Genomic DNA, 21,966 nt, shown 5'->3' with positions numbered 1-21,966 from the left:
CATTCTCCTATGCAGGCCATCAAAGGCGCAGATACTGCCCGTCGAACATCGGCGGTTCGGTCGCAGCCGAACCCGATGCCCCGTTTCCCGCTTCACCCGACACCGACTCAGCCCGCAGCTGCTTCAGCGATTCGGGTTCGACGAATTCGCCGCTGGCGAGCGCGTACTCGCCCGCCTGCTCGACATCGTTGCGAGCCATCACCGCGTGAACGAGCATGCGCGCTTGCGGCGTCACGCCGTCATCGTCCAGCAGCTGGTTCGCGACGATGCGCCAGTCGCCGTCGCCGCTCGAACTGAGGCAGTAGATCAGCATCGCCTTGCTGCCGGGCAAGCCCACCGACTGGTCGACCAGCGCGCGGAAGATCGCGGTCGCCTCCCGCCAGTTGCCCCGCACGACGTGCACGAAGCCGTCGAACAGATGGAGTTCCGGCAGATTCGGGCGCATCACGTGCAACGCCTCGAGAAGATGCTCGACGTCGTCGACGTCGATACGCGTGGTCGGGAACTGGTCGACGACCGACATCCTGACGATCTCGACGAGTGCACCGAACAGTTCGTGCGTGCATGTCGGGTACTGATGTATCTGGTTCATGTTGGCGTTCCGGTGAATGAGCGGTCTGGATCGCGGCCTGGGCCGGTGGAGACAAAAGTAGCAAACGCGGCAGGGTTGGCCCGGTGCCGGAGGCGAAGCGAGCAGAACGCATGCGAAGCGTGGCGGCGTCGAGATCGATCGGCTGCCGCGGCGCGCGTGCGCGGATGAAGCGCGGCCCGTGCCGCACCGCGCGCTGCATTCGGCGGGCCGCTTCGCGGCTGCCGGCGCGGCTTCGCTTTCGCGGTTCGCTCGCCGCGCGGCGACGACTATCGTGCGTGCCATTGCCTGCATGGGCCGCACGAATCGAAGCGACGATGAGCAACAAGACGGAAAAACCGACAGCCAAGCGACTGAAAGACGCACGCGCCAAGGGTTCGGTGTCGAAAAGCACCGATCTGGTCGGCGCCGCGTCGCTGCTGGCCATGCTCGTCGCGTTCCACACCGCCGGCTTCTGGCTGTTCGATTCGCTGCGCGAGGCCGTTCATGCGGCGCTCGACTTCACCGCGACCGATCGCTCGCCGCAAGCGCTCGACTCCGCGCTGTTCCACTTGTTCGGCATCGGCGTGTCGATCTGCGTCCCGCTTGCCGCCCTCGGCATGCTGGCCACCGCGCTGGCTTCCGCGATGCAGGTGGGTCTGAAGGTGTCGCTGGAGCCGGTGATGCCCAAGCTCGATGCGATCAGCCCGGCGGCCGGCCTCAAGCGGATCTTCTCGAAGCGTTCGCTGATCGACCTGCTGAAGATGACGCTCAAGGCCGTGGTGCTCGGCGCGGTGCTGTGGAAAACCATCGCCGGCATCCTGCCGCTCGCCGCCGCGGCCTTTTACGAGCCGCTCTACCGGCTGTCGGCCGTGTTGTGGTCGGCGCTCCTGACGGTGCTGTCGGTCGCGTGCGTGACGTATCTCGTGATCGGCATCGGCGACTGGAAACTTCAGCACGTGCTGTTCCTGCTCTCGCAGCGCATGACCAAGGACGAGGTCAAGCGCGAGCACAAGAACCAGGACGGCGATCCGAAGATCAAGCAGGAGCGCCGCAAGCTCGCGAAGCGGATGATCAATGGCGATCCGCGACCAGCGGCCGTCGCGGGCGCGAACGTGATGGTGGTCAACCCGACCCACTATGCGGTCGCGCTGCGTTACGCGCCCGCCGAACATCCGTTGCCGGTGATCGTCGCGAGCGGCGTCGATGCCGACGCCGGCGAATTGCGCCGGCTCGCCAGCCTGTACGGCGTGCCGATCGTCGCGAATCCGCCGCTCGCACGCACGCTGCACCGCGTCGGCGTGAATCATGCGATTCCCGAGGAGCTGTTCGAGGTGGTCGCGGCCGTTCTGCGCTGGGTCGGCTCCGTGGGCGCCGCGCACCCGCCGGATGACGGCGCATCGTCCGGCACCCGTTCCCGTTCCTGATCCTGCCACGGAGGTCTTCCATGCTGAAATCGCTCAAACTTCCCGCCAGCGGCGAAATCGGCATTGCCGCGCTGATCGTCGCGATCATCTCGCTGATGATCCTGCCGCTGCCGCCCGACATCATCGACGTGCTGCTCTCGATCAACATCTGCCTGAGCGTGACGCTGTTGATGGTGACGATGTACGTGCCGACCATCACGTCGCTGTCGTCGTTTCCGTCGGCCTTGCTGTTCACGACGCTGTTCCGGCTGTCGCTCAACATCGCGTCGACCAAGTCGATCCTGCTGCATGCCGACGCCGGTCACATCATCGACAGCTTCGGCGAACTGGTGGTGGGCGGCAACCTGATCGTCGGGCTGGTCGTGTTCGTGATCATCACGACGGTTCAGTTCATCGTCATCGCGAAAGGCTCGGAACGCGTGGCCGAAGTCGGCGCGCGCTTCACGCTCGATGCGCTGCCCGGCAAGCAGATGAGCATCGACGCGGACCTGCGGGCGAACCTCCTGACGCCCGAGGAGGCGCGCCGCAAACGCGCGCGGCTCGCGGTCGAAAGCCAGCTCTACGGCGGCATGGACGGCGCGATGAAGTTCGTGAAGGGCGACGCGATCGCGGGCCTCATCATCACGCTCGTCAACATGGTCGCCGGCATCGCGGTGGGCGTGGCCTATCACTCGATGAGCGCCGCCGACGCCGCCAACCGCTTTTCGATTCTGTCGGTCGGCGATGCGATGGTGTCGCAGATCGCATCGCTGCTCATCTCGGTCGCGGCCGGCATCATGATCACGCGCGTGTCCGACGAAACCTCGGAGGGCGGCGGCCGCTCGCTCGGCGACGAGCTGATTCGCCAGATGGCCGGCAACGCCCACGCGATGTGGTTCGCCAGCGTGCTCCTGCTCGGCTTCGCGATCGTGCCCGGCTTCCCGTGGCCGCTGTTCCTGCTGCTGTCGGCAATCCTGGCGTTCACCGGATACCGGATTCATCGCAAGGGCGCGCACGACGAGCAGAGAGGCGAGAAGGTCGCCGCGCTGCAACGTGCGGGAGCGAAAGGCGACGCGCCGAGCATCCTGCCGCGCGCCCCCCAGTTCGCGAGCGCGATCGGCGTGCGGCTCGCGCCCGATCTGGTCGCCCGGTTGTCGCCTGCCGCCCTCAACCTCGCGTTCGAGGCGCGGCGCGCGCGCCTGCAGGAGGAAATCGGCCTGCCGTTTCCCGGCATCACGATGTGGACCAGCGACGCGCTTGCCGCGCATACGTATGAAATCCTGTTGCAGGACGTGCCCTACGCGCGCGTGCAGATGCCGGCCGGCAAGGTGATGCTCGCGCAGGCGCCCGCGGATTCCGCGCTCGCGTCGCGCTGCGAAACGGCCGGGCCGGCCGGCGGGCACGCACAAAGCCACTGGCTCGCAGAACGCGACGTGCCGCCGAACACGACGATCTGGCGCACCGAGGAAATCGTGGCCAACGAGACCGTCGAGCTGCTGCGCACGCACGCGCATCTCTTCGTCGGCATCCAGGAAACCCAATGGGTGCTCGACCAGCTCGGCGCCGACTACCCGGGCCTCGTCGCCGAAGTCCAGAAGGCGCTGCCGCTGCAACGCATCGCGGACGTGCTGCGTCGCCTGCTCGAGGAGCAGCTGTCGATCCGCAACGCGCGCGGCATCATGGAAAGCCTGATCGTGTGGGGGCCGAAGGAAAAGGACGCGCTGATGCTGGTCGAATACGTCCGCGGCGACCTCTCGCGCTACATCGCGTACCGGGCGAGTCGCGGCGCGCCGGCGCTCGATGCGGTGCTGTTCGGCAACGACGTCGAACAGTTCATTCGCCAGTCGATCAAGCAGACGCCGACCGGCAATTTCCTCGCGCTGTCGCCCGACCAGATCCAGCAGCTCTGCACGAGCATCGCCGAATATGCGGGCGAGCTGCCGCGCGACGGCATCGCGCTCGTCACGTCGATGGACATACGCCGCTACGTGCGCCGCATGATCACCACCCGCCTCGCATGGCTGCCGGTCTACTCGTATCAGGAGCTGGCCGAACACGTCGAACTGCGTCCGCTCGGACGGATCACGCTGTGACGGAGACGCGGTGACCCCTCCGATCGTCAATCCGCGCATCATTCCGGCGCCCGACGCCGACGAGATGCCGGCGCGCCGGCCCGCGCCGAACGGGCAGCGCGCCGGTATCGACTATGCCGCGCTGGTGCGCCGCGCGCGGCTGCGCGGCGACGACCGTGCGGGCCGCGGCGCCCGCACGCCGCACGACGTGCCGCCGGACCCGGCCCGCGAAGCGCCGGCCGAACGCCAGGCGCGCGACGTCGACGACGCCGCGCCGCAGGATCGCGCGGCGCCGTCACCGGTCGACGCACAGGCCGACGCACTGCGCGAACGTCATCTCGACGAATTGGCCAGGCCGTTCCTCACGGCGCTGTCCCGGCAAGAGGCGCGCGTCGCCGGCCTGATGCATTTTCTCGCCGACAGGATCGCCGATTTCTGCACCGACGAGGCCGTGGTTGCGCACGGCAACTGGTCGATTCACCTGCGCATCGACCCGTCCCTGCTGCCGGAATGCGCGTTGCATCTGACGCTTTCGCATTTCGACCTCGTGCTTCGTTTCGAAACGTCGTCGGAGCCGGTCCGGGCATTAATCTGCCGCCACGAAGACACCTTGAAGCAGCGCCTCGTATCGCTCCTCGCGCATTTGAGGATGCCGCGGGAAGTCGCGATCGAAACCCGATGATCCGCCGCGCGACGCAGAAAACCGACACGCATCGCAACGGACATCCCGCGCCGCGACACAACAGAACCGGAAACAAAATGCCTCAGCCAGATGCAATGGTCAAAAGCCTCGCCGATTCGGTCGGCGTGTTGCCGCAGTTCGATTCGCACACGGCCCGCCTGCGCCGGCTGTTGTGCGATGCCCGGATCGCCGCGCTGCTCGCGCATGAGTTCGACCTGCAGGATTGGGACATCACCGAAGCCGCGCCCGCGAACTGGCAGATGCCCGGCTCGCTCGAGCTGCAGTCCAACGGCACCGCCGCCGCGATCGCGATCGATCTCGCCTGTTACCCGGCACTCGCGAGCATCGCGACCGGCTCGATGATGTCCGAGGACGCCGCGCTCGCCGCGTCACTCAGGAATGCCGTCGCCGCGATCATCTCCGAGCCGTTGCTCGACGCGTTGAAGACGGTCGGTCTCGCCGATGCGCACGTGACCGAGCTGCGCACGGCCCCGGCCGTCCGCGCGGCGCTCGCGCTGCGCTTCACGCTCGACGGCCACCGTTTCGAATGCGTGCTCGACCGGATTGCCCCCGCGTGGATCGACACGATGGAACGGCGTATCGCGCCGCAACGCGTGCCGTTCGCCAGCTGCATCAGCCGGATCGGAATACCGGCTTCGCTCGGTATCGGCGAGCGGACGCTGAGCGTGCAGACGTTGAACGGGCTGCGCCCCGGCGATGTCGTCCTGCGCGTCGCGCCCGCGGCGCTGCGCACGCTGCTCGACATGCCGCAGCAGGCGGACCACGTAGACGTGTATCTCGGCGCCCCCGGCGCGCGCAGGTTTCACGTTCGCGCGACGCTCGACGGTTCACGACTTGTCATCAACACGGACCCTCAAATGACCCAGGAAAATTCCCGCACCGACGCCACGCTCGATGGTGGCGACCTCCCCGTCGCCGCGTCGATCGACGATCTGGAGCTACCCGTTCGCTTCGAGATCGAGACCATCACGCTGCCGCTCGTTCAATTGTCGGCGTTGCGCTCCGGTTACGTGCTCGAACTCCCCGGCACGGTGCGCGACGCGCGCGTGCGGCTGCTCGCCTACGGCCAGGTGATCGGCACCGGCGAGCTCGTGACCGTCGGCGAGCACCTCGGCGTGCGCATCGTTCACATGGCGAACGGTCATGATTCAGTTCAGTGACTTCACCGGCCTGCTGATCGCCGTGCTGGCGATCAGCCTGGTGCCCTTCATCGCGATGGTCGTCACTTCGTACGCGAAGATCGTCGTGGTGCTGGGCCTGTTGCGCAACGCGCTCGGCGTGCAGCAGGTGCCGCCCAACATGGTTTTGAACGGCATCGCGATCCTGGTGTCGCTCTACGTGATGGCGCCGATCGGCATGAGCGCGATGCAGACGCTCAGTCACGAGCAGGTTGCGCCCGAACCATCCCAGGCGATGATCCAGGCGTTCGGCGCGGCGCGCGAGCCGTTTCGCGCGTTCCTCAAGCAGCATGCACGCGAGCGCGAGAAACTGTTCTTCCTGCGTTCCGCGCATGTCGTTTGGCCGCAGGCGATGGCCAACCAGCTGCACGAGGACGATCTGATCGTGCTCGCACCGGCGTTCACGCTGTCCGAGCTGGCCGACGCCTTCAAGATCGGCTTCCTGCTGTACATCGCTTTCATCGTGGTCGATCTGGTGATTGCCAACATCCTGCTCGCGATGGGCATGAACCAGCTTCAGCCGACCAACATCGCCATCCCGTTCAAGCTGCTGTTGTTCGTCGCGATGAGCGGATGGTCGACGCTGATCCACGGCTTGATCCTCACTTACCGATAAGGCAACGCCGATGAATACCGACGACCTGATTGGCCTGACCACCCAGGGCATGTTGCTCTGCCTTTATGTGTCGTTGCCGACGATCGCCGTGTCGGCGCTGGCAGGCTTGCTGATCTCGTTCGTGCAGGCGATCACGTCGCTGCAGGATCAGTCGATTTCCCACTGCTTCAAGCTCGTGGCGGTACTGGCCGTGCTGGCGCTGACCGGTGCATGGGGCGGCGCCGCGATCCTGCGCTTCGCCACGCAGCTGATGACCACCGCGGTGCCGTCGTGAGCGTCTCCCGGATCCCGTCGCGGCCGAATCCGGCCGCGCTCGACGAGCAGGCGCGCATCGACGACGCGCAGCAGCATGCGCTGCATGCGCATCACGCGCGCCGCAAGGCGCGGCAGTACCGTCACAGCACCTTTCGTCACGGCACGCGCTCGAAGACCCTGCACGGCGCCAGCAAGGCCCAGCACCTGCTGGCGCGCATGAGCGCGTCGGGCGTCACGCACCGGCGGGTCGCCGCGTTGCACCGCGATTCGGACGGCAAGCGAGGACGCGACGGCGGCTCCCACCAGCAAGGCAAGCAGCAGCAAGGCCGCGACAAGGAGCGCCGGCAACAGCAGGGCCGGGAACAACAGCAGCAGCAACAGCAGCAGCGACGTCAGCGACAGCGCGACGGGCGACCGGGCCCGCCACCGCGCGCGGCGAAGGCGCCGGACGCGTTTGCCGTCCGGCGCCGGAGTGCCGTGAGCGGCGCCCCTGCGTCGGGCGGCGGCGATTCCGTATCGGACGCCACGCATACGGCCATACACGCACCGGATACGGCGGCGCTCGGCCTGCCGATGTTGCGCGACGATGCGTTGCGGACCGCCTCGGCAGACCGCTTCTTCTCGATCGGCGAATCGCTGCGCCAGGGCACGATCGCGCACCCGTCGCGGCAGGCGCTGTCGACCACGCTCGACCTGTTGCACGCGCGACGCGACGCGAACTTTCTCACCGGGTCGTTCGACGACAACCTCGCGGCCGTGCGTCAGGACCTGATCGACTCGCAGGCGCGCCTGGGCGGCGCCCGGTCCGGCGCGCGACCGGGCGACCGGCAGGCGAGCTTCAACGCGTTGCTGCCGCTCATGGTGCTGAGCGCCCGGCGCCCGCTCAGCGGCACGCTTGCGGAGCGCTCGATGCGTCACGTGCAGGTGCTGCTGCGCACGCCGGCGCCGCGCGCGCCCGGCAACGCTTCGGACCCCACGCAATGACTTCGCGCGCACGCCGCCGGCGCCCGAGCGCATGTCTAGACTGACGTCAGGCTTGCTCGGCACCACGCGATTCGATCTCAACGCTCAACGAACCCGGACCCCATCGGCATGAAAATCCTGCGCATCCTGACCGGCACGCATGCAGGCATCCAGGCACGGCTCACGCCGGGCCGATACCGGATCGGCAAGGACGACGACACCGACATCTGCATTACCGACTGGGACGACGACGAAATCGTCGTCGACATCGACGATGCCGGTATCGTTCGCGCGCAACACACGCCGGAAGCGCCGGCTTCGCCGGACGATGCCGGCGCGCCGGACGCCAACCCGGTCGTGGTGCTGATTCCGGACTTCGTGCCGTTTCCGTTCGGCATGACGGTGCTGTGCTTCGGCAACGAAGACGCCGCGTGGCCGCCCGACATCCAGCTGCTCGCGAGCATGTACAACGGCGACGCGGCCGCGTCGCGACCGACAGTGTCCGGCCAGGTCGCGCCGAATTCGGCGCGCCGAACGGTGCGCGTGATCGGCGCGGGCGCGATGCTCGTCGCGTTCCTGACAGCGGGCGCAACACTCGTCTATGCCCGCCTGTGGCCGTCGCCCGGCGCGACCGGGCCGCGCACCGCAGCCGCGCTCGCGCAACAGATCAACGCCGCGCTGCACGACGCGAAGCTGGCCGACCTGCATGCGCAGGATCACGGCGCCACGGTCGTCGTCGACGGCATCGTGTCGACTTCCGCCGACGACGTCGCCGTGCGCACGCTGCTGGCGCGGCTCGGCGGCAACGTGGCGCGTGCGTACGACGTCGCCCAGTCGGATGTCGCGAGCATCCAGGATTCGCTCGGCATCGACGGGCTGCGCGTGTCGTACGCCGGAGGCGGCGTCTTCTCGATCAATGGCGCGGTTCCGTCGCTCACGCAGTTCCGTGACGGCTTGAACCGCCTGCGCGCCGATCTCGACGGCAACGTCAGACGCATCGATGTCGACGTGACGGAAGCCCCGTCCGCGATTCCGTCGCTGGTCTATACGTCGATGATGGCCGTCGGCGACACCCGTTACGTGCAGACGCCGGATGGCGTCAAACATCTGTTTCCGGGCGCGCCGCCCGACCTCGGCGATGGCGCGACCGTCATGCGCGAATCGGTCACGCCGATCCGTGCGCAGAGCCGCTGACGCGTCGCCCGCTCAGCTCGTCCACGTTTGTCACCCCACAGGAGTCCGATCATGTACCAAGACCTCGAAGCCATTCGCGACGATCTCAAGCAGTTGCAGCGCACGCTCGAATCAACCGACGGCGCGGCGCGCATCGACCAGGCGTTCGACAGCTGCGCGAAGCGCGTCAGCGATGCGACGAGCGCCTGCACCGACATGCAGGATCGCGCCACCCTTCAGAAAATCTATCGGGGCATGGTCGCCGCGCGCAGCATCGTGCAGCAACTGCGCGAGCTTCCGCCCGAAGGTCACGCGTCGTTCCACTGAACGGCGTCGCGTGACTGAAATCGTCCGGCACGCGCCGGGCAACGAATGTAGCAAGCAGGAAGCAGGGAAGGCAGCAGGCAGGAAGCGGCCGGTGCATGCCGGCAACGAAGCGGTTGGCGAATCCACGCCGTCCGCGCGATCTTGATCATTTCTTGAAATAGAGGAGTACTACCATGTCTTTTGGACCGATGGCCGGCGCGGCAACCGGTGCGGCAGAGGGCGCCACGAGCGCAATGATTCCGGCGATGATTCAGATGGCCATGATGCAAGTGACGATGTCACTCGTCATGTCGGTCTTGAACCTCGCCAAAACTGCCGCGGATGACGTCGAAAACGCGGCGAAGAAAGGCTGACGGCCGACGCGGCCGGCGTCCGTGCCGCGTGCACGGCGCCGGCTGCTTCGGCATCGCGTTTCCGTCCGCACGATCGACCTTCCATCGACACCCGGCATGAGCATCGAGCTATACGCGGAAGTCGTTCGCGACGTGTGCGGCGTCGTCGGCCTGCCCGACCCGGATCACGTGCTGAGCACCCGCACGATCGAGGTCGAAGGATTCGAGGTCCAGCTGGATCACTTCGAGAACGATCCGCAGGCGATGTACGTCAACTTCCACTACGGCACCGTCAGCGCGGGGCGCACGCTCGTCGTGTTCCGGCTGATGCTGGAAGCGAACCTCGTGATCTACGCGCAGGACCAGGCGCAGCTCGGCATCGACACCGACACGGGCGGCATCGTCCTGATCGTTCGTCTGCCGCTGGAACACGACGTCGACGGCCAGGTCGTCGCGGATCTGTTGTCGCATTACGCGGAACACGGGCGCTACTGGCGCAGCAACATCATCGAATCTACCGACGAGATGTTCGAAGGCATCGTCGCCGGCGACTACTTCTGGCTGCGCGCGTGACGCCGCGTACGCGGGCCGCGCCGTGACGACACGGCATTCAGTACACGGCGTTTCGCCTCACCCATCCTGACGAGTCCTAGCGAGGTTCTTTCATGACCATCATCGAGCCTGACGACGCCGCCCTCGCATCCGCGCCCGCGAGCATCCGGCAGTTTCTCGCGCGCCGGAGCGCCGCCGGCGCGAAGCGCCTCAGCGATTTCGACGTGCCCAGCGCACGCCAGTGGTTCGACTACTACACGCGGCTCGGCGACATCCAGGCGCGCCCCGTCCATCGCATCGAAGACGTCCGGTTCGACGCGCGCGGCGGCCGGCAGCTTCCCGCGCGCATCTACTATCCCGCCGAGCCGAGCCTCGGCGCGCTCCTGCCCGCGTTGCTCTATTTCCACTCGGGCGGCTACGTCGTCGGCGGGCTGGACACGGCGGACGCCGTGTGCCGCATGCTCGCCGCCGACGCGCAGTGCGCCGTCGTGTCCGCCGGATATCGGCTCGCACCCGAGCACAAGTTTCCGTGCGCGGTCGAGGACGCGGTCGACGCGCTGCACTGGCTGAAACGCGCCGCGATCACGTTCGGGATCGATCCGGCGCGGCTCGCGATCGGCGGCGAAAGCGCCGGCGGCACGCTGGCCGCGATTTGCGCGGTCGAAGCCCGCGATGCGGGCATCACGCTCGCGCAGCAACTGCTGATCTATCCCGCGCTCGCGGCCGGGCTGGACACGGACGCGCATCGACGCTACGGCGACGGGTATTTTCTGTCGCTCGACCTGATTCGCTGGCTACGCGAGCAGTACCTCGTCACGCCCGACGACCGAAACGACTGGCGTTTCGCGCCGCTGGACGGCGAGCGCAACGCGCCCACCAACTGGCGCGGCCTCGCACCGGCCTGGATCGTGTCGGCCGAATTCGATCCGCTGCGCGACGAGCATGAAGCTTACGTTCGCCGGCTCGCGTCCCATGGCAATACGGCGGCGCTGCGCGTGTATCCGGGCATGATCCACGGCTTCTTCTCGATGGGAACGCTGGTGCCGGAAGCCTGCGACGCGCATCGCGATGCCGCCGACGCGTTGCGCGCGGCGTTGTCCGACGAATGACCGGCTTCACCGGCACGACGCCCATGACCGACCCGATCGATCACGCGCATCGCGATGCGGCCAGCTTGCTGCCTTCGATTCTGGGCAACGGCGACGCCGATCCCTATCCGGTCTATGCGCGGCTGCGGCGATCGGCACCCGTCTATCGCGATGCGAGCGGCAGCTGGCTCGTCTCGTCGCATCGGCATGTGCTCGACGTGCTGGGCGATCGCACCTTCGCCTGCCTGCCGCCGGCGTTCGACAACCCGTCCGCCGACCCGCTCGGGTTCAAGGACACGATCCTGTTCAGCGACGGCAATGACCACGAACGCCTGAAGCGATTGCTGGCGCCGATGTTCTCGAAGACACGCCTGATCGCCGTGCAGCACTACATCGACGCGCAGGTGGCCGCCCTGCTGGCGCCGCTACATCGCCGCGCGCGCTTCGACCTGGTCGCCGAACTGGCGCGCGAGCTGCCGGTGCGAACGGTCTGCTTTCTGCTCGGCTTTCCGGAAAGCGCGGCCGATGCGTACCGTCGCGCGTCGCGGGGGGCGTGGCAACTGATCAGCTTCATGCGGCTGAACGCCACGGAACACCGACAGGCCGTCGCGGACACGGAACGCTTCCTGCTCGACATCGACGCGTGCATCGACGCTTGCCGCGACGGCGGCGACCCTGCCCATCCGCTTGCCGATTTCCTCGCGCTCGAACGGCGTGGGGAAATCAGCCGCCGCGAGATCGCGATGAACGTTCTGCTGCTGTTCATCGCCGGATACGGCACGACACTGCTGTCGATCGGCAACAGTATCGCCGCGGCACTCCAGGCCCCCAATCAATGGCAAGCGCTGCGCGACGATGTCGGCCTGGTGCCGCGCGCGGTTCGCGAACTGCTGCGCTACGATCCGGCGGCGCAGGCGCTGTTCCGTTACGCGCAGGCCGACGCCGAACTCGGCGGCTGCCGGATCCGGCGCGGCGATCAGCTCATCCTGCTGCTCGGGTCCGCCAATCGCGATCCGGCCGAGTTCGCCGCGCCCGACACGGTCGACTTTCATCGCGCCGACGGACGCAGCCTGACCTTCGGTGCCGGGCCGCACGGCTGCATCGGCGTCGCGCTCTCGCGCATGCAGCTCGAAGCCGTGTTGCGCGGCCTGCTGACGCACATCCCCGACCTCCAGCTAGCGAAGGACGATGCGCGGCGCATTCAACTGGGCGCGTTCCACGGCTATGCGCGACTCGGCGTCGAGCGCCCGGCCGGCTGACGATGCGTGCTACGCCCGTTCGGCGGCGAGCCGCGCGAGCGCCGCGCCAATGCCCGCACCATAGGCCGGATCGGCCCGCGAGCAATTGTCGATGTGACGCTGCCGGATCTCCTGCGACACGCCGGCGATCTGCCGCGCGGTGGTATCGAACAGGCGCTGACGCTGCCGTGCATCCATCAGCCGGAACAGATCGCCCGGCTGCTGATAATGGTCGTCATCGGCGCGATGGTCCCAATGCGCGGCCGCCCCGTCGAGTTCGAGCGGCGGTTCGTTGTACTGCGGCCGGTCCGACCATGCGCCCTTGCTGTTGGGCCAGTACGACGGCGCGCCGCCGAGATTGCCGTCGGTGCGCATCGCGCCGTCGCGGTGATAGCTGTGGAACGGGCACTTCGGCGCATTCACCGGAATGTGACCGAAGTTGACGCCGAGTCGATATCGCTGCGCATCGCCATAGGAAAACAGGCGCGCCTGCAACATCCGGTCCGGCGAATACCCGATGCCCGGCACGACGTTCGCGGGCGAGAACGCGGCCTGCTCCGTCTCGGCGAAGAAGTTGTCGGGATTGCGATCGAGCTCGAATTCGCCGACCTCGATCAGCGGAAACTCGGCCTTCGGCCATACCTTGGTCAGATCGAACGGGTTGAACCGGAATGCCTTCGCCTGCGCGTCGGTCATCACCTGGATATACAGCGTCCAGCGCGGGAAATTGCCGGCTTCGATGCTATCGAACAGGTCGCGCTGATGAGTTTCGCGATCCGTGGCGATCAGGGCTTCGGCCTGCGCGTCGGTCAGGTTCTCGATGCCCTGCTGCGAGCGGTAGTGGAACTTCACCCACGTCCGTTCGTTCGCCGCGTTGATCATGCTGTAGGTGTGACTGCCGAAGCCGTGCATGTGACGGTACGAGCGCGGAATGCCGCGCTCGCTCATGACGATCGTCACCTGGTGCAGCGCCTCGGGCAGCAGCGACCAGAAATCCCAGTTGTTTTCCGCGCTGCGCATCCCCGTGCGCGGGTCGCGCTTGACGGCATGATTGAGATCGGGAAAGCGCAGCGGATCGCGGAAGAAGAACACCGGCGTATTGTTGCCGACCAGATCCCAGTTCCCTTCCTCGGTGTAGAACTTCAACGCGAAGCCGCGGATGTCGCGCTCCGCATCGGCCGCGCCGCGCTCGCCGGCCACCGTCGAGAAGCGCACGAACATCGGCGTCTGCTTGCCGATGTCGGAGAACAGTTTCGCCTTCGTGTAGCGCGAGATGTCGTGCGTCACGGTGAAGGTGCCGTATGCGCCAGCGCCCTTCGCGTGCATGCGGCGCTCCGGGATGACCTCGCGATCGAAATGCGCGAGCTTTTCCAGCAGCCAGACGTCCTGCAGCAGCGCGGGTCCGCGCGGGCCGGCCGTCTGGATGTTGACGTTGTCGCTGACCGGTGCACCGTTCGCGTGAGCAATTTCACGCGGAACCGAATTCTCTGACATGTCCGATTTCCCCCACACCTTGTGTACCTTCAATTCGTCGGTCGCGCGCTCCCGTCTCGGGTTCGGGGATCGCACGTCGTGCGGACGGCCGTCGGCCGGTCCTAGGGGGAATTAGAAAGTGACGATGTATCGGGGGTTTGTCTGGCGTGTATCGCTTTGTATCGAATCGACGGGGAGCGTATCGCTCGCATCACGGCCTGTCGAGCATATTCGCCAACGACGGCCGTCGCGAATCCAGCGCACTTCGCATTTCGCGCGAAACCTTAGTTTGCTGGTCATCTTCAACACGGCGGACGACTCATTATCGAAGCCTGTTCACTCACGTTCGCGTTTCACGCCATGTCGAATACGAATATCGAACCCATTTCCTTTTCCAACCCATTTGACCCGGTGAATGCTCCACCCGACCCGGTGAATCGCGATAACCCGGCGGTCAGCCCCCTGCAGGCAGGTCCTCTGTCGGCCCTGCGCCCGCGGAAAGGAAGCGCCGTCCACTCGGCCGTTACACCCAATCGGCGGGGGTCGACCACATCGATCGAGCGACGACAGTCCTTCGCACTGTCGGAATCGAAAGCGCAAACGATCCAGACGGCTGTGCTAGCCAGAAAGGACCGTGAACTGACCGACGTGGAAACGGAGATCACGAAAACTTACGTGCTTCCCGATCATCTGCGCGCGATCACCGAGGCGGCCCGCATCATGAATATCGCCGTCAGTTTCAGGCCCGCGGGGCCCGAGACGTTGAAGTGGTTGAAAGCCGGCGCGCTCCCGAAGCCGCATGACATCCTTGAAAAAACCATCAAGGTGCAGTCGATGATCGACGTATATGGAGACCAGGAGGAAGGCCAGCGCCGTTTCTCCGAGATGCAGGCGCATGGCATAGCCGGACTCGTCGGCCATTACGGGACCGAGCCGCGTCGGCTCAGCGGTCTTTACGTGGACCCGTCGAGGCTGGGTGCGTCGGACGTGAGTCTGCAGTCTTTAGATAATGGGCGGACGGTCTTCCCCTTGGATGACAACAAACTGAGGGAGAGTCTCGAGCCGCTTTTTCGGCTACAAGGATGTGAGGTAGCCCTATACACCGGCGACTACGATATCCACGATTCGCTGAATCTGGGCGGCCGCCGGGCCCCGCATAGCGAGGGACAAGACACGTCAGCCCTACAGGCGCTCAACTGTGCAATCGGGGCGATCGATCGCGAGCGTCCTTATGACGATCAGGCGCGACACGTCGTGCAGCACGGTTCACAATACAACTATGTGGCCCACATGAAGAACCACGAGCGCGACCAGCCAATCAACGAACGCGTGGCAACGTCGTCGCTTCCGGTCGCGATGTGTGATCGGGGCACGTGGCAGATTATCGATTCCGAAGACCAACTGGCCAGGTTTTACAAATATCTGGGTATTACGCCTAAAAGCGACTGGGCTTCGGCCGACGGCGACTCTCGACGTCCATCACTTTCGAGTCTTGCCGGCAGTCCGTCCATGTCTCGCCGCTCGTCGCTTGCACCGACCGGCAGTATTCCGTCCATGTCTCGCCGCCCGTCGCTTGTGCCTGCCGGCGGCAATCCGTCCACGTCTCGGCGCCCGTCGCTCGCACCTCTTCCCGACCATACGTTTACGTTTCCTCCAGTCCCGCACGGTTCAATTCAGAACCCGGCGCACGGCAACGCTCCCGATTCATATCCTCGCGAAGGCCGTCGCCCTTCCGCCCTGCCGCGCAGTTGGCTGCAACCGATTGATGGCGCCCCGGGGGGCACGCCCGAGCCGACACCGGTGACCGACGAACCGTTCGCTGCCAACAGCGCCGATCACCCCCCTCGGCCATCGAATTGAACAGGCGCCCTTGCGACATCACGCCATCCAATGGCGTGCTTCGGTGGGGTTTTCAGCAGCCTTCCAGTCGGCTCGTCGAGCTTGGAGAAATAGGCCGGCCCGGGCCGGCAGTCGGTCGCGTGCGGATTCACGCTCGTTACAATCATCCTGCGTCCGGTCATGCATTCGGTCGCAGACCCACGAGTACGCGCAACACTTCAAAGCTCGTCGTGCTGCCGGACAGGCTGTGCCGCTCTCGATAGATCGATGACGCCATTGACGTCGCGCAGGCCGGCGGCCGCCTTCCGGGCTTCGTCGAGCGAGAGGCCGCTCACTCGATGCAACGCGATAGTCTGCGCCACATCGAATACATCGTGCGCGTTCGCGTCCCGCCACATTGCCTTGTACTGGCTCGCCACTTCGCGGTGATCAAGCGCCGTGCGCGGCGGAATGACGTAACGGTTCATCTCACCGTCTCTGGGAGGAAACTTCCATACTGTCCCTCCGTTGTGGGCTTGCGCCAGACGATCGAGCCGGCCAGCGAAGCTATCGTCGACCGCTAATATCATCCAGCCGTGCGGGGCGGTTACCCTCGCAAATTCCTTGACGTGGTAATCGAATACCGGCGCACCTTCCGTCATCGTCAGATTGGAGAAGCCGTCTTCGAATGGCAAAAAGCCGTCAGCCGCGTCGTTCTGTCCGGGCCAACGATTCGCAGGTCTGACGAGATTCGGAATCGGGTAGCGGCTTCGCGCCACCGGCGCCGCCGATGGGTCGGTCTGCAAAACGAATGTGCCGGGCGACGCAACCGATTGCGCATTGACGTTGATCGCATGCACGTTGCCGCTCTTCATCAATTTCGCACCTTGTTCCGTCTTCTGGCCTTCTCCGCCAATGTCAACCATCGCGAGCTGATGCCCGGCAATACCCAGGTCTTCGCGGCTCGCCCTGACGCTTCCTGGCTGCCTGAGCACCGTTGCCTGAAATTTCTCTTGAAAAAGCTCGGCCGCCCTGCGCGACGGCGTCTTGCCTGCCGCCTGCACGATCGGAAAGGACATCCCCGGCTGAGGCGCGACGATCTGCTCGAGAATGGGCGCCAAGCGCGCCTCCTCGAGTCTCGAAGCGCTTCCACGCGAGGTCAGTCCCGACAGCGGGCCGTGACTGTTGCCGCCTGGCCGTCGCGAACCGTGCAATATCCCCGCATGGGCTGCGGATTGACTTGGAAACAGTGGCTCGAGCGTCGAAAGCGACGGCGAAGCGTTGACGGATGAGGCGTCGTATGGGGTGATGGGCATAACGGCTTCCAATGGGTATCGGAACAATCAGACGGGGTCATGCCGATATTCGGTCGCCGGCAGCGTGCGTCCAACAGGCAGGTTGTTGCGCAGCGCGATCGTGGTTGCGTCCGCAAGTATCGGATGAGTGTTCATTTGACGCTTTCCTCGACTTGATGTGGGTGACGAGTCGATTGCAACGATGGCCAATGTGGCGCGCATGCGGTACGTCCAAAGCGATGTGGCGGCTCGATACGCGAAATCGCGTGTGACACGGACGTGGCGGACGCGACTATGCTGCTGAACCCGACGCACCGCCGAACAGCCGATCCACCGATGCTCCGCGCGTCGGTAGCCTGGGCGCACCGGATGCTCGATCTGCCGTTCGCCCCATCAGTGTCGTCGACGGCCTAATGCTGATCGACTTGCCGCGGCACCAACAACACGATCCGCGTGCGCTGCGCGTCCGTCGGCTCGAGCATGACGATGCCTTGCGTGGGGGCCAGCGTCATTCGGGCGGCCTGAACGTCGTCGCGCACCCGCCATTCGACGGCGAGCGTCGTTTCACGGCGCGCGGCATTCGCGCCCGACGACGGCATGACGACGAGCGACAGATCCGCCGCCGCTCGCGCGGCGCGCAACGAATCATCGTGCGTGGGCGCCGCGTTTGCCGCCACGAACGGCGTACCGGCGCGCTCCCGGAACGCAACGGCCGCGCCGTCGTAGGTCGCAAGCGCCTGATCCAGTTCGATGCGCGCGCGCTGCTCGGCGCTCAACTGGCCAATGCCACGCCGCAGCGCGTCGCCGTCGGCAACGAGCATGGCCGCACTGTTCGACGCGATGCCGATCGCACTGAGCGACTTCCCGAGCGGCAGACGCGCCAGATCGAGCGCCGCGACATCGGCCATCAGCGTGTCGACGACGATCGGCTTCGGTCGCACATCCAGCCTGGCGAGCACACGCAGGTCACGGGCGAGCCGCTCGGGGCGATCGCGCACGAGCACGGTGTTCGTGCGTGCATCGGCGCTCACCACGGGCAGCGGTGCCTCGTATTCGACCGCGCCCAGCGCGGCGGCATCGACCGGCGCCAGTTGCGATCGCGCGCGTGCCGCCACCCCCTCCACCGTGATTTGCCGGCCATCGACCACGGTGACGCGATCGGCGGCCGTCCCGACACGCAGCGCGACGGCACGCACCGCCGTCGTCACGCGCCGTCTCGCGCTGCCGTCGACCTGCCGCGCGGCGCGCTCGACGCGCTCGAGGTACGCGGGCGGCCCGTTGACCGTCACGATCGCGCCGCCCGCCCCATTGACGAGCGGAAAGCACGGGCTGGCCGCACCGCTCTTCGCGAGCAACGCGCGCAGCACGGCGGGCCGCGCGAAGTTCAGGCGAAGCGTCAGCGTGCGCCGCGCGCCCAGCGGGCTGACGTAAAGCACGGTGCCGTCGAAGTACGTGTCCAGTTCATGGTTGCGCGCGAGCCGTTCGACGAAGTCCTGCGGCGACGCATCGAAACGTCCATCCAGGCGACCCGACACGCGGCCGTCGACGACAATCGGTACGCCGGTCGCGTCGGACAGCGCGCTCAGCGCATCGGCGACGCTCGCCCCCGGCGTCTCGTAGTGAAACCGGGCGAGATGCCATGAGGGTCGCGCCTGGCGTGCACATACCGATCGAGACGGGGCGGCCGCCGCGCTTCCCGCGTAGGCCGGCGTGCCGGGCAGCGACACGCAGAGCAGCGCGAAGATCGCCGTGACCGCCGTCGCTCGCGCGACACGCCGAAGGAACGCAGCCCATGACGGTCGAAAATCGCCGCGCCTTCGACGCACGCATTCCCGCAAGCGGGCCATGTCAGTCACCATCGCCGTGCTCGAGGCGCTCGTGCGGTTCCTGAGCGCGGCGGTCCTCTCGCGAGCCGGCCTGCGCCGCGGCGCATGCGAGCGCGTCCGCGCGCTCGAGCGCGGTCAGGCCGCTGCCGGTCGACAGCCCGCCGGGAAGCGGGCCGGTATTGCGTCGCGCGGACAGGCACGGCAGCCGCATGACGAAATCCGTCCCGGCGCGCGGGTTGGCGCGGGCCAGCAGCGTGCCGCCATGCAAATTCACGATCCTGGAGGTCAGCTTCAGACCCAGCCCCGACCCCGCCGACGAGCGATCGGCCAGCGCTTCGAAGTCGCTCATCACGCGCTGCGCGGCGATTCCCGGCAAGCCGCCCGCCGCGTCGCTGATCGTGACGACCGCGAAACCGTCCTCCGCATTCACCGACACGGTCACGGCGTTGCCCGGCGTGGAAGCCCGGATCGCGTTGTCCACGAGATTTTGCAGCGCGCGCGCGACGAAGGTGCGCACGCCCGTCATCCAGATGCGGGCGTCTTCCACCATCCACAGCTGCAATGGCACGCCGCGATAGACGGCCGCGACATCCTGTTGCGCGATCACGCTGCGAACGGTTTCGCACAAGTCGAAGCGCGCGAGGTCGCGACGCTGCAATCCGCTTTCCACCGACGTGAAGATGAATTGATCGCCGAGCGACAACGCGTAGCGCGCCAGCTCGCCGATCCGCGCCATCCCGCCACACGCGTCGAACGCGGCGGGATCGGTCTCGTGGAGCTGGGTCATCGCGAGAATCGAGTTCTGCGGCGAACGCAGATCGTGCGACATGAAGCGCAGCGACTCCATGCGCTGGTCGAGCGTGCGGCGCATCCCGGTGACGTCCACCAGGACGAAGGTCGTCGCAATCCGACCGCCGCCGCTGGCCTGATTGCGCGCCAGCCAGATCCAGGTGTCGCCGACCTGGAATTCGACACCCTGGCCGCCCGCGTCTTCCGACGGGCTCGCGTCCTCCGTCTGCGCCGGCTCCGCGACGTCGGCGATCCCGCAGGCCCGCAACAGCGCATCGAGCGACGAGCCGACCACGATCTCCCGTTGCAGCAGGCGCGCCGCGCCGGTGCTCGCGAACAGCACGCGGCGCTCGTCATCGACGGCGATCGTTCCCCACGGCTGGCTGTCCAGCAGCGCCGCCAGCTCGTCGCCGGCGATGCCGGGCGCGTCCGTGTCCATCGCCGCCGCGCGCGGATGCGAAGGTGCCGTCATGTCGCGCTCGTCGGGTTCATGCGCCGCGGCCGCGTCACAGGTCGATGATCCGCGGCGTCAGCAGGAACAGTCGTTCCATGTGGCTGTCGTCGCGATCGGTATAGCGGAACAGGCCGCCGATGAGCGGGATCTTCGACAGCAACGGCACGCCGGTCCGGCCGTGCGTGCGACTGTCGGTCTTGTAGCCGGCCACGAGCAGCGCCTCGCCTTCGTTGACGAATGCGGACGTGTTGATGTTGCTGCTGGTGATCACCGGAATGTTGTCGACCGACTGACCGCTCAGCTGCCCGTCCTGGATCGCGACATCGAGCTTGATCTGCCGGCGGCCGTTCTCTTCGACCACCATCGGCAGCACGCGCAGCGACACGCCGGTCGACACGCTGAACAGGCTGGCCGACGTGTATCCGGACACGCGCACGAAGAACTGCGTTTCGTTGTTCATGTCGGCCTCGATGTTGTCGAGCGTCGCGACCTTCGGGCTCGCCTCGATCCTGGCCTTCTTGTCGGCTTCGAGCGCCGACACGTTGGCCAGCAGATAGCGGCCCGCGTTGCCGATCACGGTGGTCAGTACCGCGCCTGCCGGCGCGGCCGCCGCCGCCACGCCGCCGGCCAGCGTCGTATTGCCGAAGTTCGGCGCGAGCGTGCCGTTATAGGTGTTCTGCGTGCCGAGCCCGCTACCGGTCTGCAGATCGACATGGCTGTTGTGCGCGGTCCAGTTCACGCCGAGTTGCGCGAGCGCGCCTTCGTCGACCTCGAAGATGTGCGCCTCGATCTCGACGAGCCGCGGCTTCACGTCGAGCAGCGAGATCAGGTCCGGATACTGATACATGCGATCGGGTGTATCGCGGATCAACACGGAGTTGGTGCGCTGATCCGCCTGGATCACCGGCAGATCCTCGTCCTTCTGTCCGATCCCGCCGACCGCGGGCAACCCGCCCTTGCCGGCCGCACCGGCGAGCGGCGCGGACGGCCGGCCGGTCAGGCCCGCCAGCAAGCCCGCCGCGTTGCCGCCGGCCCCGCCGTTAGAGGCGCCCCCCTGCCCGCCGGCCGGCAGCGGCGGCATCAACGCCTGGCCCGCGCCGCCGCCCGATACGTCGTTCAGCGCGTTCGGGCGCTGCACGTTCGACACGTTCGTGGCGTTGCGGGTCGGGTCGGCCGGAGACGTGACCGCACCCTGATTCGGGTGATAGATGTTGTTCAGGACCGTCGACACGCCCGGCAACGTGTAGGACGCGCCGTCCGCGTTGAACGAGCGGTCCATCGACCACGCATGCTTGAGACGGAACACGCGCACGACGGTGCCGGCGCGATGCGAGGTACGCGAATCCAGCCGTGCCGCGACGTCAGACACGAGCTTCACGTAGTTCGGCGGGCCGTTGACGATCGCCGCGCCGTGCGCGTCGTCGTAGGTGATCTTGAAGCGCGCATCCGCGACCTGCATCGCCGCGAGCGTGTCGCGCAGTTCGGCCGTGCCCGCGTGATCGAGCTTGACGAGCGTACTCTTCATCTCCTCCGGCAACACGATGTCGAGCACCTGGCCGTCGAAATACCAGACGAAGCCGAACGACGACGCCAGCGTGTCCAGGAAGCGCTGCGGCGTCATGTGGAACTTGCCGGTCACGCTGCCCGTGATGTCCTTCGAGATATCGGCGGGAATGTTCTGGCTCGCGGAGAAGTCGCGCAGGACTTCCTTGATGTCCTTGGCGTCGGCGGAGTAGTCGATCTGCGCGGTCTGCCAGCGCACCGGCGCGGCCGACGCCGCAAGGCAAGCCAGTGTCGACAGGGCGAACAGCATCACATGGAGAAATCGTTTCATGGTCGG

Annotated in this window: 20 protein-coding genes; 14 read left to right on the top strand and 6 right to left on the bottom strand. The window is 66.6% G+C overall.

All coding sequences use genetic code 11. From position 1 onward, the window contains the following. Positions 1-19: 19 nt before the first annotated feature. On the bottom strand, positions 20-592 hold the full coding sequence (locus ACVK00_RS24415; protein ID WP_175698935.1) for an HrpB1 family type III secretion system apparatus protein: 573 nt from the start codon (positions 590-592) through the stop codon (positions 20-22). A 314-nt stretch (positions 593-906) separates the two neighbouring features. On the opposite strand from ACVK00_RS24415, the gene sctU reads away from it, so the two are divergent. From sctU to ACVK00_RS24350, 13 genes are all read left to right on the top strand, one after another. Then, a complete protein-coding gene (gene sctU, locus ACVK00_RS24410; protein ID WP_228910601.1) occupies positions 907-1,995 on the top strand; it encodes a type III secretion system export apparatus subunit SctU in 1,089 nt (362 codons plus the stop codon). A 20-nt stretch (positions 1,996-2,015) separates the two neighbouring features. Continuing rightward, on the top strand, positions 2,016-4,067 hold the full coding sequence (gene sctV / locus ACVK00_RS24405; RefSeq protein ID WP_354123403.1) for a type III secretion system export apparatus subunit SctV: 2,052 nt from the start codon (positions 2,016-2,018) through the stop codon (positions 4,065-4,067). A 10-nt stretch (positions 4,068-4,077) separates the two neighbouring features. Then, on the top strand, positions 4,078-4,728 hold the full coding sequence (gene sctP / locus ACVK00_RS24400; protein WP_284900939.1) for a type III secretion system protein SctP: 651 nt from the start codon (positions 4,078-4,080) through the stop codon (positions 4,726-4,728). A 77-nt stretch (positions 4,729-4,805) separates the two neighbouring features. After that, the gene (gene sctQ / locus ACVK00_RS24395; protein ID WP_284900940.1) at positions 4,806-5,909 is read left to right on the top strand and encodes a type III secretion system cytoplasmic ring protein SctQ; all 1,104 of its coding nucleotides are present in this window, start codon (positions 4,806-4,808) and stop codon (positions 5,907-5,909) included. Further along, on the top strand, positions 5,893-6,543 hold the full coding sequence (gene sctR / locus ACVK00_RS24390; protein ID WP_228910597.1) for a type III secretion system export apparatus subunit SctR: 651 nt from the start codon (positions 5,893-5,895) through the stop codon (positions 6,541-6,543). Before sctQ ends, sctR begins: the two co-directional genes overlap by 17 nt. Before the next feature lie 10 nt (positions 6,544-6,553). After that, positions 6,554-6,817, top strand: coding sequence for a type III secretion system export apparatus subunit SctS (sctS, locus tag ACVK00_RS24385; protein ID WP_043188506.1), 264 nt, complete (start codon positions 6,554-6,556; stop codon positions 6,815-6,817). Then, positions 6,814-7,782 carry a hypothetical protein gene (locus tag ACVK00_RS24380; protein WP_284900941.1) on the top strand — a complete coding sequence of 323 codons (969 nt, stop codon included), beginning with the start codon at positions 6,814-6,816 and terminating at the stop codon, positions 7,780-7,782. The genes sctS and ACVK00_RS24380 overlap by 4 nt, the downstream gene beginning before the upstream one ends. A 108-nt stretch (positions 7,783-7,890) precedes the next feature. After that, positions 7,891-8,955, top strand: a complete 1,065-nt coding sequence (gene hrpD5, locus ACVK00_RS24375; RefSeq protein ID WP_284900942.1) for an HrpD5 family protein — start codon at positions 7,891-7,893, stop codon at positions 8,953-8,955. 51 nt (positions 8,956-9,006) lie between these two features. After that, positions 9,007-9,261 (top strand): type III secretion system protein, encoded by a 255-nt coding sequence (locus tag ACVK00_RS24370; RefSeq protein WP_284900943.1) that lies wholly within the window; start codon positions 9,007-9,009, stop codon positions 9,259-9,261. Between the two features lie 173 nt (positions 9,262-9,434). Then, a complete protein-coding gene (locus tag ACVK00_RS24365) occupies positions 9,435-9,614 on the top strand; it encodes a hypothetical protein (protein ID WP_228910593.1) in 180 nt (59 codons plus the stop codon). 96 nt (positions 9,615-9,710) lie between these two features. Next, on the top strand, positions 9,711-10,166 hold the full coding sequence (locus tag ACVK00_RS24360; RefSeq protein WP_284900944.1) for a type III secretion system chaperone family protein: 456 nt from the start codon (positions 9,711-9,713) through the stop codon (positions 10,164-10,166). 92 nt (positions 10,167-10,258) lie between these two features. Then, a complete protein-coding gene (locus tag ACVK00_RS24355; protein WP_284900945.1) occupies positions 10,259-11,254 on the top strand; it encodes an alpha/beta hydrolase in 996 nt (331 codons plus the stop codon). Next, on the top strand, positions 11,251-12,492 hold the full coding sequence (locus ACVK00_RS24350) for a cytochrome P450 (protein WP_354123401.1): 1,242 nt from the start codon (positions 11,251-11,253) through the stop codon (positions 12,490-12,492). The genes ACVK00_RS24355 and ACVK00_RS24350 overlap by 4 nt, the downstream gene beginning before the upstream one ends. Positions 12,493-12,501: 9 nt before the next feature. On the opposite strand, the gene ACVK00_RS24345 is transcribed toward ACVK00_RS24350, so the two are convergent. Continuing rightward, the gene (locus tag ACVK00_RS24345; RefSeq protein WP_284900948.1) at positions 12,502-13,965 is read right to left on the bottom strand and encodes a catalase; all 1,464 of its coding nucleotides are present in this window, start codon (positions 13,963-13,965) and stop codon (positions 12,502-12,504) included. 339 nt (positions 13,966-14,304) lie between these two features. Here ACVK00_RS24345 and ACVK00_RS24340 point away from each other — a divergent pair, with 339 nt between their 5' ends. Continuing rightward, a complete protein-coding gene (locus tag ACVK00_RS24340) occupies positions 14,305-15,804 on the top strand; it encodes a hypothetical protein (RefSeq protein WP_354123400.1) in 1,500 nt (499 codons plus the stop codon). Positions 15,805-16,001: 197 nt separating this feature from the next. Here the strand turns inward: ACVK00_RS24340 and ACVK00_RS24335 are convergent, their stop codons facing one another. The 4 genes from ACVK00_RS24335 to sctC form a co-directional block, all read right to left on the bottom strand. Further along, the gene (locus ACVK00_RS24335; RefSeq protein ID WP_284900950.1) at positions 16,002-16,883 is read right to left on the bottom strand and encodes a hypothetical protein; all 882 of its coding nucleotides are present in this window, start codon (positions 16,881-16,883) and stop codon (positions 16,002-16,004) included. Positions 16,884-17,467: 584 nt separating this feature from the next. Continuing rightward, positions 17,468-18,904: a hypothetical protein gene (locus ACVK00_RS24330; protein ID WP_284900951.1), complete on the bottom strand. Its 1,437-nt coding sequence runs from the start codon at positions 18,902-18,904 to the stop codon at positions 17,468-17,470. Position 18,905: 1 nt separating this feature from the next. Then, positions 18,906-20,144: a sensor histidine kinase gene (locus ACVK00_RS24325; RefSeq protein ID WP_284900952.1), complete on the bottom strand. Its 1,239-nt coding sequence runs from the start codon at positions 20,142-20,144 to the stop codon at positions 18,906-18,908. Positions 20,145-20,178: 34 nt separating this feature from the next. Then, entirely contained in the window at positions 20,179-21,960 is a 1,782-nt protein-coding gene (sctC, locus tag ACVK00_RS24320; protein ID WP_284900953.1) for a type III secretion system outer membrane ring subunit SctC, read from the bottom strand. Between the last annotated feature and the right edge of the window lie 6 nt (positions 21,961-21,966).

Source organism: Burkholderia sp. PvR073 (assembly GCF_054055695.1).
The sequence above is the reverse complement of the archived record's forward strand: the minus strand, read 5'-3'. Positions and strand labels throughout refer to the sequence as shown.